Genomic DNA, 13,813 nt, shown 5'->3' with positions numbered 1-13,813 from the left:
GTGCCTATTCGCTTCCCGGGATGAAAGCGTCGAAGGCGGCGAGGAACTGCTCGCGATAGAGGTCTCTCTCTTGCAGGATTTCGTGGCGGGCGCCGTCGATCGTCAGCAGCGCGCCCGAGCGCACGCGTCGCGAGTATGCTTCGATTTCCTGGGTCGAGACGACCGTGTCCGCCCCGGCTGCGATGAAGAGCGTGGGAAGCCTGATCCCGCCGACGAAGTCGGGCTCCTTGACTTGGTCGATCGCCTTGCAGACGGCATGGACCCAGGCCGCGGTCGGGCCGCCGACGCCGAGTTCCGGATGCTGCCTGTAGATTTCGCAATTGCGTTCGTATCGCGCCTCGTCGCCGGTGACTTTGTTCGTCGCGAAAGGCGCCAGTTTCCCAGGCGCACCGCGCCCCATATAGGATCGGCCAAGCCCGATGAAGGACATGGCGCCCGATACGCGACGCGCCGTGTTCATCGAAAGCCCCTGTCTCGCAAATGACAGGAGCGGTGTGTTCAGCACCATGCGCTGGACCTGGTTGACCAGCATCGGCATGGCCATCAGCGCGACCAGCGCGCCGGTCGAATGCGCCAGAACATAGTAGGGGCCGCGGCAGTCGGGCAGCACGATCTCGGCAAGAAACCGTTCCAGGTCCGACACGTGATGGGTGAAGCTCGTCGCATGGCCGCGCCAGGGATCGCGCAGCAGGCGATCCGAGCCGCCCTGGCCGCGAAGGTCGAAAGCCGCGACCTCGAAACCGCGGCGCGCGAGGTCGCCGATCGTCTCGAAATATTTCTCGATGTACTCGTTGCGGCCGTGGATGATGACCACCGTTCCCTTCAGCGGCTGTGCGAGTGCGGGAAAGCGGGCGTAGCGCAGCCGCTTGCCGTCGCTCATCGCCAGCATGTCGACACGGGCGCCCTCGGGTATAGGGTTGCCGGGTGTTTCGAAGAGTTGTGCCGACATGGATCCCTGATGATGAAGCGAGTGGGTGAGCCACGCTGATGAAAAGGCGAAGCACGTGCCTATCGATAGCAGGAAGGTTGAAGATTTGAAGGCCGGAAGCGGCTTTTCGGCTGCTTCCGGCCTTCTGACGATCCGGGAGGAAGGGACGATACACCCGGCTCGGCATCGTTGACGGCAATCTTTCCGCCGTCTGTTCGCTTCGTTGGGCATGAAGGTATTCGTTGTCGCCTGAACGTGATCCGAAGGCGCGGTTCATCTGGCGTTCATAAAAGCAGCCGCGCGAAATCTTGAAATCGCCGCCGCCAATTCCCAGATCAGTTTCGCGGTCGCCATGGAATGGGACCGCTGGCCGTCGGGAAAAGCCGATGCGGTTTTCCGAGTGACGGTCAAACGCGAAACTTGTTGCTCAACAGGAGAACATACAAATGCGTCACGTTGATTTTTCGCCGCTCTATCGTTCCACAGTCGGCTTCGACAGGCTTTTCACCATGCTGGATTCGCTTGCCCAGCCCGATAGCGGCCAGAGCTATCCGCCCTACAACATCGAGCGTACCGGCGAGGATGCCTATCGCATCTCGATGGCCGTCGCGGGCTTCTCGGACACCGAAATTTCGATCGAAGCGCACCGCAACGTGCTGACGATCAAGGGTGAAAAGACCGACGAGCAGAACGAGGGTTCCGAGCTTCTCTACCGCGGCATCGCAGCGCGCACTTTCGAGCGCCGCTTCCAGCTTGCCGACCATGTCGAAGTAACCGGGGCCCAGCTCAAGAACGGCCTGCTTCACATCGATCTGAAGCGGAACATTCCCGAAGAGATGAAGCCTCGCAAGATCGCGATCACCGCTGCGCCGGTCAAGGCGAAGCAGATCGAAGCCCAGGCTTCCAAATAATCGGAATATCCCCTTACGGGACACGGAGCGGCGCCCCGGCGCCGCTCCTGCTTTTTCTATTCGTCCGTCCGCAAGGCATCGGCATGCCGGTGGACGAGCTTCCATTCACCGTTTTCGCGGCGGAAAAGCTCGGTGACGCGGAGCGACATCGCAACCCTGCGGCCGCCGATTTCCACGACCGCCTCCTGCACGCCCGCCCAATAGGCGATGTCGCCGCCTTCCGCGGCGTGGACGATCTCGAACCGGCTGTCGCCGCCCGCGCCGAATTGCGAGCCGCCTTCGTCATAGGCGCTCCTGACGCCTGCCGCTCCGCGCAGGATATTGCCGTCCGGGCCGAAGAAGCTGGCCGGCTCCTGGGAGGTGCTGAGTGCGACGACCTCGCCGGTCTTGCCGCGGGTAAACGCTTCTGCGGCCGCCTCGCGGATCTTCATGAACTCGCTGAATCCGGACATCGTTTCTTTCCTCATATGGCATTCGGACGAAGTACCAATTCGCGAAAGAGGTCGATGTTCAATTCGTTCCGGACGGGCTGCTGACAGTCCTGTCAGCAGCCTTGCGCTTTCGTCAGCCGAGCAACTCGCCGAAGCGGTCCACTTCGTCCTGGGTCGTGGCGAAGCTGGTCACCAGCCGGCACATGGTTTCAGCCTCGTCGATGCCGCCCGCGAAGCCATGCGGCGGATGCCACGGGTAGAAAACGGCGCCGGCGGATTTCAGCTCTTCCACCTTGGATCGGCCGACGATCGGGAAAAGCTCGTTCGCCTGCGGCTCCCAGCCGAGGCGCGCGCCTGTCGCGCTTTCGATATGGCCGGCCAGCCGTTCAGTCATCGCGTTCGAATGGCGCGCCATCCGAAGCCAGAGGTCGTCGCGGAAATAGGCATCGAACTGCGCGGCGACGAAGCGCGACTTGGAAAAGAGCTGGGCTCCCCGCTTGCGGACGAAGGCGAAGTCAGCCGCCATGGCCGGGTCGAGGAAGACGACGGCCTCCGCGCACCAGCAGCCGTTCTTGGTGCCGCCGAAAGAGACGATGTCGACGCCCTGCCTCCAGGTCATCTCGGCCGGGGAGACGTCGAGCGACACCAGCGCATTGGCGAAGCGGGCGCCGTCCATGTGCAGGGGCAGGCCGTGCTTGCGGCAGATGTCGGAGATCGCGCGGATTTGCTCGAGCGAATAGATGGTGCCGATCTCGGTCGCCTGTGTGATGGAAACGGCGGCCGGGCGCCCCGCATGGACGAACTCCGGCGGGAAATGCGCGATCGCCGCCTCGAGGTTACCGGGGTCGATTCGTCCGAGAACTCCGTCGACGGCGTGCAGCCGCGAACCGCCCATGAAATATTCCGGCGCGCCGCATTCGTCGGCGGTCATGTGTGCCTCACGATGGCAGAACGAGACGCCGCCGACACGGTTGACCGCCGTCATGGCGAGCGAATTCGCGGCCGTGCCGGTGCTGACGAAGAAGACCGCGACATCGCGCTCGAAAATCTCGCTGAATTTTCGTTCCACCTGCTTGTCGAGATCGCTCGCGCCGTAGGCGGCGGCGAAACCCTTCGCATGGAGGGAAAGGCTTTCGGCGATCGCGGGGTGGGCGCCGGCCCAGTTGTCGGAGGCAAAATGCATCGAAGGAATATCCGGAACTGATGGTGAGGCCTGCAAGTCTGGCGAGCTTGGCGGGTCAGGGCAAGAGGGCAGCGCGTTTTCGCCGTTCGGCAGGTTCATGCACGAGCGCCGACGAGGCGAATAGTTCAGTTCGCCTGCATCGGGCGCAATAAAATTACGCACGTCGCCTGATTTTTTTGCATTTCCGTCTTGTGCGATTTCGGCTTTTCTGGCATACAAAATTTAGGACAGCATTGCTGTCTTATTTAACGCGCGCGTGGACATCCGGATTTGGCGTATGATATTCCGCCTATCCGGCCTTAGACGCGGGCATGGGAGACCGGTGACGGGCGTAAGCCGTTTCCGCATCTCCAACTGGACGCATGACGGTGAAACGCAATGCGTCCGCTTCACGGCCTTTCGAAAGATATGCCGCCAAAATGCCGGAAGTGCGCTCCTGACGTGTGCCTGCCGGAATGAAATCAACCGCCCGATTTTGTGGGCTCGAACGGAGGATGAGGCGATGACGGAACTGACGCCATCTGTAACGACCGAACTTATGTCGGCCGCTCAGACGAAAGCCGACGCCGTCAAACGCACGCCCCGAACTCTGCCTGCGGCGCGAGGACTTTACGATCCCCGCAACGAGCATGACGCCTGCGGCGTCGGCTTCATCGCCAACATGAAGGGCGAGAAGTCGCATCAGATCGTCAAGGACGGCCTGTTCATGCTGGAGAACCTGACGCATCGCGGCGCGGTGGGCGCGGATCCGCTGATGGGCGACGGCGCCGGCGTGCTCGTGCAGATTCCGGACCGTTTCTTCCGCGAGGAGATGGCCAAGCAGGGCGTGGAACTGCCCGCGCCGGGACAGTACGCCGTCGGGCACCTCTTCATGCCGCGCGATGCGGAACTGCAGGCACATATCGAAAGCATCATCGCCGAGGTCGCGCAGCTCGAGGGCCAGCCGATCCTCGGTTTCCGCGACGTGCCGGTCGACAATTCCTCGCTTTCCAAGGCGCCGGACATCGCAGCTTCCGAGCCGGTGCACCGGCAGGTCTTCATCGGCCGCAATCCCGCGATCGAAAGCGACGACGAGTATGAGCGGCGGCTCTACATCCTGCGCAAGGTCGTCTCGGCGCGCATCTATGCGGAGACCGAGGGCCGGGACAACGGTGCCTATACTGTGTCGTTGTCATCGCGCACCATCGTCTACAAGGGCATGTTTCTTGCCTACCAGGTGGGCGCCTACTACAAGGATCTGTCTGATCCGCGTTTCGAGAGCGCGCTGGTTCTCGTTCACCAGCGCTTCTCGACCAACACCTTTCCGTCCTGGAAGCTGGCGCATCCCTACCGCATGGTCGCCCACAACGGCGAGATCAACACGCTGCGCGGCAACGTCAACTGGATGGCGGCGCGTCAGGCTTCGGTCGATTCGGAGCTGTTCGGCAACGACATCTCCAAGCTCTGGCCGATCTCCTATGAGGGGCAGTCGGATACTGCCTGTTTCGACAACGCGCTCGAATTCCTGACCATGGGCGGCTACTCGCTCGCCCATGCGATGATGATGCTCATCCCCGAGGCGTGGGCCGGCAACAAGCTGATGGATGGCGACCGCAAGGCGTTCTACGAGTATCACGCCGCGCTGATGGAACCGTGGGACGGCCCTGCCGCCGTCGCCTTCACCGACGGCCGTCAGATCGGTGCGACGCTCGATCGCAACGGCCTGCGTCCCGCCCGCTACGTGGTCACCGATGACGACCGCGTCATCATGGCGTCGGAAGCCGGCGTGTTGCCCGTGCCGGAAGAGAATATCCTGAAGAAGTGGCGGCTGCAGCCCGGCCGCATGCTGCTGATCGATCTGGAGAAGGGACGCATCATCTCCGACGACGAGATCAAGTCGGAAATCTCGACCAAGCATCCCTACCGCCAGTGGCTCGGCAACACCCAGCTCATCCTGGAGGAGCTGAAGCCGGTGGAACCGCGGGCGCTTCGCAAGGACGTCTCGCTGCTCGACCGCCAGCAGGCTTTCGGCTACACGCAGGAAGACACCAAGATCCTGATGTCGCCGATGGCGACGACGGGTCAGGAAGCGATCGGCTCGATGGGCACCGACACGCCGATCTCGGCGATGTCCGACAAGTCGAAGCTGCTCTACACCTATTTCAAGCAGAACTTCGCGCAGGTGACGAACCCGCCGATCGATCCGATCCGCGAGGAGCTCGTCATGAGCCTCGTCTCCTTCATCGGGCCGCGGCCGAACATCTTCGACCTGATCGGTTCCTCCCGCCGCAAGCGGCTGGAGGTGCGCCAGCCGATCCTTACCAATGGCGATCTGGAGAAGATCAGGTCGATCGGTCACACCGAGGACCGTTTCGACACGAAGACGATCGACATCACCTATTCGGCGGGTGAGGGCGTGGCGGGCATGCCCGGCGCGGTCGACCGCCTTTGCGAGCGTGCCGAGGCGGCGGTCGCCGGCGGCTACAACATCATCATCCTGTCCGACCGGCAGGTGGGGCCGGACCGCATCGCGATTCCGGCGCTGCTGGCGACGGCCGCGGTCCACCATCACCTCATCCGCAAGGGCCTGCGGACTTCGGTCGGCCTGGTGGTGGAATCGGGCGAGCCGCGCGAGGTGCATCATTTCTGCTGCCTGGCTGGCTACGGCGCCGAGGCGATCAATCCCTATCTCGCCTTCGATACGCTGCTCGACATGCACAAGCGCGGCGAGTTCCCGCAGGAGGTGGACGCCTACGAAGTCGTCTCGCGCTACATCAAGTCGATCGGCAAGGGTATCCTCAAGGTCATGTCCAAGATGGGCATTTCGACCTACCAGTCCTATTGCGGCGCGCAGATCTTCGACGCGGTGGGCCTGAGCTCGACCTTCGTCGAAAAGTACTTCACCGGCACCGCCACGACCATCGAGGGCATCGGGCTGGAGGAGGTTTCGGCCGAAACGGTCAGCCGCCACCAGGATGCGTTCAGCAGCGACCCGGTGCTGCGCAACGCGCTGGAAGTCGGCGGTGAGTATATGTTCCGCATGCGCGGTGAAGCGCATATGTGGTCTCCGGACGCCGTCGCGACGCTTCAGCACGCCGTCCGCAAGGGCTCCTGGGAAACCTTCAAGGAGTTTTCCGAGCAGGTCGACAGCGCGGCCGCCCGCGCCAAGAGCATCCGTGGGCTGTTCCGCGTCAAGTCCGCCGAGGACGTCGGCCGCAAGCCGGTGCCGATCGAGGAAGTGGAGCCCGCCTCCGAGATCGTGAAGCGGTTCTCGACCGGTGCGATGTCGTTCGGCTCGATCAGCCGCGAGGCGCACACCACGCTGGCCCGCGCGATGAACGCCATCGGCGGCAAGTCGAACACGGGCGAGGGCGGCGAGGAGCCGGACCGCTACCTGCCGCTGCCCGGCGGCAAGGCAAATCCCGAGCGTTCGGCCATCAAGCAGATCGCTTCCGGCCGGTTCGGCGTGACCACCGAGTATCTCGTCAATTCCGACATGATGCAGATCAAGGTGGCGCAGGGCGCGAAGCCGGGCGAGGGCGGGCAGTTGCCCGGCCACAAGGTCGACGCGACGATCGCGAAGACCAGGCATTCGACGCCCGGCGTCGGCCTGATCTCGCCGCCGCCGCATCACGACATCTATTCGATCGAGGACCTGGCCCAGCTCATTTTCGACCTGAAGAACGTGAACCCGGCGGCCGACGTGTCGGTCAAGCTCGTCTCCGAGGTCGGCGTCGGCACGGTCGCGGCCGGTGTCGCCAAGGCGCGCGCCGATCACATCACCATTTCCGGCTATGACGGCGGGACGGGCGCATCGCCGCTCACCTCGCTCAAGCATGCCGGAAGCCCGTGGGAGATGGGTCTTGCGGAGACGCATCAGACCCTGGTGCTGAACGGCCTGCGCTCGCGCGTCGCGCTGCAGGTCGACGGCGGCCTGCGCACCGGTCGCGACGTGATCGTCGGCGCGCTGCTCGGAGCCGACGAATTCGGCTTCTCGACCGCGCCGCTCATCGCGGCGGGCTGCATCATGATGCGCAAGTGCCACCTCAACACCTGCCCGGTGGGCGTGGCGACGCAGGATCCGGTCCTGCGCAAGCGCTTCAAGGGCACGCCCGAGCACGTCATCAACTACTTCTTCTACGTCGCGGACGAGGTGCGCGAGCTGCTGGCCGGCATGGGCTACCGCAAGCTCGACGAGATAATCGGCGAGACCGAGCTTCTCGAAAAGCAGGCGATGATCGAGCACTGGAAGGCGAAGGGGCTGGATTTCGGCCGCGTCTTCTTCAAGCCCGACGCGCCGAAGGAAGAGACCTACTGGACGTCGCGCCAGCAGCACCCGATCGACGACGTGCTCGACCGAAAGCTGATAGAGCAGGCCAAGCCGGCGCTCGAGGCGAAGCAGCCGGTGAAGATCGAGCTGCCGATCCGCAACGTCGACCGCTCCGCGGGCGCCATGCTGTCGGGCGAGGTCGCGAAGCGCTACGGCCACAAGGGGCTGAAGGAAGACACGATCGCCGTGCGGCTCACCGGCACGGCCGGGCAGTCCTTCGGCGCCTTCCTGGCGCGCGGCGTCTCCTTCGAGCTCGTCGGCGACGGCAACGACTATGTCGGCAAGGGCCTCTCGGGCGGCCGCATCGTCATCCGTCCGCCTGAAAATTCCAGGGTGGTGCCGGAAGAGTCGATCATCGTCGGCAATACCGTGCTCTATGGCGCGATCGAGGGCGAATGCTACTTCCGCGGCGTCGCCGGCGAACGCTTCGCCGTGCGCAACTCCGGCGCGGCGGCGGTGGTCGAGGGCGTCGGCGATCATGGGTGCGAGTACATGACCGGCGGCGTCGTCGTGGTCATCGGCCAGACCGGGCGCAACTTCGCGGCCGGCATGTCGGGCGGCGTCGCCTACGTGCTGGACGAGCAGGGCGACTTCGCCGAGCGCTGCAACATGGCGATGGTCGAGCTCGAGCCGGTTCCGGAAGAGGACGACATGCTCGAGAAACTGCACCACCATGGCGGCGACATCGCGCACAAGGGCCGTGTCGACGTGTCGGAAGACATGACTCGTCACGACGAGGAACGCCTCGTGCAGCTCATCTCGAACCACATGCATTACACCGGCTCGACGCGCGCCAAGGAGATACTCGACAACTGGGCGGACTACCGGCCGAAATTCCGGAAAGTCATGCCGGTCGAATATCGCCGCGCGCTCATCGAGATGGAGCGCATGAGGATGGGCGTCGCCGCCGAATAACGTCAATTGCGAACGACACGGCTGCGCCGCCGGCAAGAGCGGGCGCGCCTGTCGCTTGGAGGTACACTGATGGGCAAGGTTACAGGTTTTCTCGAGATCGACCGGCAGGTGCACAAGTACCAGCCGGCTTCCGACCGCATTCGGCATTTCAAGGAATTCACGCTGCCGATGTCGGACCAGGAGGTCGAGAAGCAGGCCGCTCGCTGCATGGATTGCGGCATTCCCTACTGCCATGGCCCGACGGGCTGCCCGGTCCACAACCAGATCCCGGACTGGAACGACCTCGTCTACAATGGCGATTGGGACAATGCGATCCGCAACCTGCATTCGACCAACAATTTCCCCGAATGGACGGGCCGCATCTGCCCCGCGCCGTGCGAGGAAGCCTGCACCCTCAATCTCGAGGACATCCCGGTCGCCATCAAGACGATCGAGCAGGCGATAGCCGACAAGGCATACGAGACCGGCCACATCAAGCCGATGCCGGCCGATGCCAGGACCGGCAAGAAAGTCGCGGTCATCGGCTCGGGACCGGCCGGAATGGCGGCCGCCCAGCAGCTCGGCCGCGTCGGTCACGACGTGCATGTCTACGAGCGCGAATCCAAGCCGGGCGGGCTGATGCGCTACGGCATTCCCGACTTCAAGATCGAGAAGCACTACATCGATGCGCGCGTCGAGCAGATGCAGGGCGAGGGCGTGACCTTCCACTGCGGCATCAATATCGGTGTCGACAAGAAGGTGTCGGAGCTGCTCGCCGAGCATGATGCGGTGCTCTATTGCGGCGGCTCGGAGACCCCGCGCCCGGCCGGCATCCCGGGCACGGATTTCACTGGCGTGCATGATGCGATGCCCTATCTCGTCCAGCAGAACCGCCGCGTCGGCGGCGAGGACATCCAGTCGGTTGCCTGGCCTTCGGAGCCGATCCTCGCCGGCGGCAAGCACGTCGTGGTAGTCGGCGGCGGCGATACGGCGTCGGACTGCGTAGGAACGGCCTTCCGCCAGGGCGCGGTTCGTGTCACGCAGCTCGACATCCGCCCCCAGCCGCCGGAGAAGGAAGACAAGCTGACGGTCTGGCCCTACTGGGCGACCAAGATGCGCACCTCGTCCAGCCAGGCGGAGGGCGCGGAGCGCGAGTTTCAGGTCGCCACGCTGGAATTCGTTGGCGAGGATGGCGTGCTCACCGGCGTCCGCTGCTGTGAGGTCGACGAGAAGCGCAAGCCGATCGAAGGGACCGAATTCGTCATCCGCGCCGATCTCGCCTTCATCGCGATCGGGTTCGCCGGCCCGATCTCGTCCGGCGTGCTCGCCGAGCTCGGCGATGGACTGAACGTCAGGGTCGACAGCCGCCGCTCGACCAATGTGGTCGCCAACGATCGCGACTACAGCACGAACATCGATCGGCTTTTCACCGCCGGCGACGTGCGTCGCGGCCAGTCGCTCGTCGTGTGGGCCATCCGCGAGGGCAGGCAGGCAGCGCATGCGATCGACAAGTTCCTGATGGGAACGACCGTGCTCCCGCGCTGAACGAAAGCAAAAAGGGCGCCGTCGGGCGCCCTTCGATCTTTCAGCGCCGCAGGGCGCCGGTGTTGTCGGGATCGGTTCTGGCCGCCGTGTCGGCATCCGGCTTTGCCCGGTGCGGCAGGAAATCGTCGGCTCTCCCGGGCTTGGCCTCGAGCGAGAGCCCCTTGCGCAGGAAGCGCTCGCCCGCATTGCGCGGTTCGCCATTCCGTGGCGCGACGAGGGAGCCGAGCAACTCGCTCGCCCCATCCAGTTCCGGATCGCCGAGGGAAATGGGCTGCGTGCGCTCGATTTCCTTCGGCGCCTCGCCGGGCACCGCGCCGAGAGGCGCGGCTTCCAGGCTGGGCGCGCCCGGAACGGCGTTTCCGCCGAGAATGCGATTGAGCGGCTTTTCCGCGAAGAAGGCGATCTTGCGCCGGCCCGCGCGGGTGATGTTGATTCCGTCGCCGGAGCGAAGCTGCGCCGGCTGACCGTTCATGTCCGGCCCGTTGGCGACAAAGGCACCGTTCTCGTCGGCAAAGCCGTCCCAGACATCGACGAATTCGCCGTCGACGCTCTCCGCCACACGGCGGTAGATGTCGTTGAAGGCCAGCATGTCAGAGGTCATCGAACCGGATTTGAAGGGAATCGCGCTGACCCAGAGAAGCGGTACGTCCTTCCCGTCGATGATCTTGGCGAAAGCGGTCGCGCGAGCCTCGTATTCCTTGAGCCAGGGGTCCGTGCGCGGCTGCTCGCGGTTGCCGGCGACGACGAGCTGCTGGCGGTCGTTGGAGCCGATCATCACGACGACGGCGGCGGGCTTCTCCTTGTCCAGCATGCCCGCGATCTCGCCCGGCCAGTTGTAGTAGTCGTCGCGGACGAAGCCGGACGAGCCGCTGGAACGGTTGACGACCAGGATGTCGGCGTTTTCCGCAAAGGCTGCTTCCAGACCCTCGGCCATTCCCCCGGCAAGAAAATCGCCCACGACGAGAACGCGCTTGGCGTCCTCGTTCTTCTCTATCGCCGGCTTCGCGATGACCGGTGGCGGAGCGGCGGGCCGCTGGCGCTTGGCCTGGGGCTGAGCGCGGCGTGGCGCCACCCGTTGGGGCTGGCGCTGCACCGGTGGCGGCTGCGGCTCGGCGCGTCTGAAGAGAAAGCGCAGCAGGCCGCCGCCGCCGGAACGACGAACTTCCTGCGCATGCGCCGTCGTGACGAGAGGGGACGCCGTCGGGAGAACAAACCCCACGGCGATCAGAATGACCGCAATCCCAGCCAGCTTTCGAGCGCCGAACACCATTGCCTCCCGAACTCAAACACAATCGGCGAGACCCGCGAATCTCAGCGGCCGCGCAGGACGTTCAATACCTCCCTGCTCGGATGCCCATCCTGCGCGATGCCCGCCCGGGCCTGGAACGCCTTGATGGCAGCCCGCGACCCTTGTCCGATCTTGCCATCAATTTTCCCGTCATAATAGCCATGAGCAGTAAGCCGCTGCTGCAGTTCCTGGGTCTCCTGGAAGGAAAGTCGCGTGAACGGCCGGTTCCAGTCCCGCACCAGGCCGCCATGGCCGGCGATTTCGTCGGCAAGCAGGCCGACGGCGAGCGCGTAGCGGTCCGAATTGTTGTAGCGCTTGAGCACGAAGAAATTCTTCGTCATCAGGAATGCCGGTCCCTCGCGCCCGTCGAGAACCTTCAATTCGGCATTGTCGTTCGACGGGAAGGGCTTGTTGCGCGCGCGGACCACGCCGATCGATTGCCATTTGCCGAGCGACATCGAGCCGCCGGGGAATTTGCGTCCCGCCGGCAGCGACACTTCGTAGCCCCAGGTGCGGCCTGACTGCCAGCCATTCTTGCGCAGGAGATTGGCGGCCGTCGCCAGGGCGTCGGGCACCGAGTTCCAGATGTCGCGCCTGCCGTTGCCGTCGGCATCGACGGCGTAGGCGAGATAGCTCGTCGGAATGAACTGGGTGTGGCCCATGGCGCCGGCCCAGGAGCCGGTGAGGTGGGATTCGTCGATGTCGCCGCTCTGCAGGATCTTCAACGCGGCGAGCAGTTGCTGGCGGCCGAACTTGGCCCGGCGCGAATCAGCATAGGCGAGCGTGGCGAGCGAGCGCACGACATTGCGCATGATGTCCTGATTCTTCAGGACCTCGCCGTAGTTCGATTCCATCGACCAGATGGCGAGCAGGATATGCCGGTCGACGCCATAGGCGCGCTCGATCCTGTCGAGCCACGGCTTCCACTGGCGCGCCATCTGGCGCCCGACCGCAATCGAATGTTCGTTGACCCGGTTGTCGAAATAGTCCCAGACAGGCGCCGTGAACTCCGGCTGATAACGTGCTTTTTCAAGCACTTCCGGATCCGGCGCGGTCACGTTCCTGAATGCCCGGTCGAAGGTGGCGCGGGAAATGCCACTCTGCGCGGCAACGCCCCTGAATTCCGAAACCCAGCGCTGGAAACCGGCATCGGCCAGTGCCGACGTCGCGGGCAGCGCCATGGCCAGTGACAGTCCCGCAACCCTCAGGAACCCGAAGATGCGCCTCGCGGTATCGCCAACAAACATCGTTGCCTCCTTTCCTTACCGGGAACCAGCATCCATGATTGCGGTTAGGAAAAAGTTTACCATAGACTTCGCCATGGCAAAAAAACATAGAAGGGGAACCGGCCACCGGGTGATTTAAACTTCCTCAACGCCGCCCGGCCTATATCCGGTGGATTTCCGCTTCCTGATTTTTCGGATCGTGACCTGAAAATGAGAAAAGTTCGCAAAGCCGTATTTCCCGTTGCCGGTCTCGGCACACGCTTCCTGCCCGCCACCAAGGCGATCCCCAAGGAGATGCTGACCGTGGTGGACAGGCCGGTCATCCAGTATGTCGTCGACGAGGCGCGGGAGGCCGGCATAGAGCATTTCATCTTCGTCACCGGCCGCAACAAGGCGGTGATCGAGGATCATTTCGACGTTCAGTTCGAGCTCTACGACACGCTCTCGCAGCGCGGCAAGAAGGAGCAGCTCGACCGGCTGGTCGGCATGCAGCCGGCGCCGGGGCAGACGAGCTTCACGCGCCAGCAGGTGCCGCTCGGGCTGGGCCATGCGGTTTGGTGCGCGCGCGACCTGGTCGGCGACGAACCCTTCGCGCTGCTTCTGCCGGACATGATCATGCGTTCCTGGAAAAGCTGCCTGGCGGGCATGGTCGAGCTCTACGAGCACACCGGCAACAACATCATCGCGGTGCAGGAGTGCGCGCCCGAGGAGGCGCACAAATACGGCATCGTCGGCAAGGGCGCGGACACCCACACCGGTTTCGAGATCACGCAGATGGTGGAAAAGCCGGCCAAGGGCACGGCACCTTCCAACTTCTACATAAACGGCCGCTATATCCTGCAGCCGGAAATATTCGCGATCCTCGAAAACCAGGAGCGCGGTGCGGGCAACGAGATCCAGCTTACCGACGCGATGATCAAGCTCGGCAAGGAGCAGGACCTCTATGGCTATCACTTCCGCGGCGAGACCTACGATTGCGGTTCGCCGGAAGGCTTCGTCGAAGCGAACCTCTCCTTCGCGCTCGACCGCCCGGACATGAGAAAGACTGTCATCGGCGTCATCGACAGGCTGCTCAGCCGTCCGGGCTGAAGGCGAAAC

The 13,813-nt window shown here is 64.0% G+C and carries 9 protein-coding genes; 4 read left to right on the top strand and 5 right to left on the bottom strand.

Annotated elements, in window-relative coordinates; all coding sequences use genetic code 11:
- Positions 1-4: 4 nt before the first annotated feature.
- Complete coding sequence (locus tag XW59_RS13865; protein WP_047145913.1) at positions 5-949, bottom strand: alpha/beta hydrolase; 945 nt, start codon at positions 947-949, stop codon at positions 5-7.
- A gap of 425 nt (positions 950-1,374) precedes the next feature.
- On the opposite strand from XW59_RS13865, the gene XW59_RS13860 reads away from it, so the two are divergent.
- Positions 1,375-1,839 carry an Hsp20 family protein gene (locus XW59_RS13860; protein WP_047145912.1) on the top strand — a complete coding sequence of 155 codons (465 nt, stop codon included), beginning with the start codon at positions 1,375-1,377 and terminating at the stop codon, positions 1,837-1,839.
- 56 nt (positions 1,840-1,895) lie between these two features.
- Here the strand turns inward: XW59_RS13860 and XW59_RS13855 are convergent, their stop codons facing one another.
- Complete coding sequence (locus tag XW59_RS13855; RefSeq protein ID WP_170990154.1) at positions 1,896-2,291, bottom strand: nuclear transport factor 2 family protein; 396 nt, start codon at positions 2,289-2,291, stop codon at positions 1,896-1,898.
- A gap of 112 nt (positions 2,292-2,403) precedes the next feature.
- Entirely contained in the window at positions 2,404-3,453 is a 1,050-nt protein-coding gene (locus XW59_RS13850; protein ID WP_047145911.1) for a low specificity L-threonine aldolase, read from the bottom strand.
- A gap of 502 nt (positions 3,454-3,955) precedes the next feature.
- Between XW59_RS13850 and gltB the strand changes: the two genes are divergently transcribed.
- Complete coding sequence (gltB, locus tag XW59_RS13845) at positions 3,956-8,677, top strand: glutamate synthase large subunit (protein ID WP_047145910.1); 4,722 nt, start codon at positions 3,956-3,958, stop codon at positions 8,675-8,677.
- 69 nt (positions 8,678-8,746) lie between these two features.
- The gene (locus XW59_RS13840) at positions 8,747-10,201 is read left to right on the top strand and encodes a glutamate synthase subunit beta (protein ID WP_047145909.1); all 1,455 of its coding nucleotides are present in this window, start codon (positions 8,747-8,749) and stop codon (positions 10,199-10,201) included.
- Between the two features lie 40 nt (positions 10,202-10,241).
- On the opposite strand, the gene XW59_RS13835 is transcribed toward XW59_RS13840, so the two are convergent.
- Complete coding sequence (locus XW59_RS13835; protein ID WP_246666088.1) at positions 10,242-11,468, bottom strand: DUF459 domain-containing protein; 1,227 nt, start codon at positions 11,466-11,468, stop codon at positions 10,242-10,244.
- Between the two features lie 44 nt (positions 11,469-11,512).
- On the bottom strand, positions 11,513-12,736 hold the full coding sequence (locus tag XW59_RS13830) for a lytic murein transglycosylase (protein ID WP_047145907.1): 1,224 nt from the start codon (positions 12,734-12,736) through the stop codon (positions 11,513-11,515).
- Between the two features lie 189 nt (positions 12,737-12,925).
- On the opposite strand from XW59_RS13830, the gene galU reads away from it, so the two are divergent.
- A complete protein-coding gene (gene galU / locus XW59_RS13825) occupies positions 12,926-13,804 on the top strand; it encodes a UTP--glucose-1-phosphate uridylyltransferase GalU (protein ID WP_047145906.1) in 879 nt (292 codons plus the stop codon).
- Positions 13,805-13,813 lie beyond the last annotated feature (9 nt).

It is taken from the genome of Aquamicrobium sp. LC103, assembly GCF_001014615.2.
In the GTDB taxonomy this organism is placed as follows: domain Bacteria; phylum Pseudomonadota; class Alphaproteobacteria; order Rhizobiales; family Rhizobiaceae; genus LBCQ02.
The sequence above is the reverse complement of the archived record's forward strand: the minus strand, read 5'-3'. Positions and strand labels throughout refer to the sequence as shown.

Coding starts and splice junctions, on each gene's coding strand:
- XW59_RS13865 (WP_047145913.1), bottom strand. CDS start 949: ATGTCGGCACAACTCTTCGAAACACCCGGCAACCCTATACCCGAGGGC.
- XW59_RS13860 (WP_047145912.1), top strand. CDS start 1,375: ATGCGTCACGTTGATTTTTCGCCGCTCTATCGTTCCACAGTCGGCTTC.
- XW59_RS13855 (WP_170990154.1), bottom strand. CDS start 2,291: ATGTCCGGATTCAGCGAGTTCATGAAGATCCGCGAGGCGGCCGCAGAA.
- XW59_RS13850 (WP_047145911.1), bottom strand. CDS start 3,453: ATGCATTTTGCCTCCGACAACTGGGCCGGCGCCCACCCCGCGATCGCC.
- gltB (WP_047145910.1), top strand. CDS start 3,956: ATGACGGAACTGACGCCATCTGTAACGACCGAACTTATGTCGGCCGCT.
- XW59_RS13840 (WP_047145909.1), top strand. CDS start 8,747: ATGGGCAAGGTTACAGGTTTTCTCGAGATCGACCGGCAGGTGCACAAG.
- XW59_RS13830 (WP_047145907.1), bottom strand. CDS start 12,736: ATGTTTGTTGGCGATACCGCGAGGCGCATCTTCGGGTTCCTGAGGGTT.
- galU (WP_047145906.1), top strand. CDS start 12,926: ATGAGAAAAGTTCGCAAAGCCGTATTTCCCGTTGCCGGTCTCGGCACA.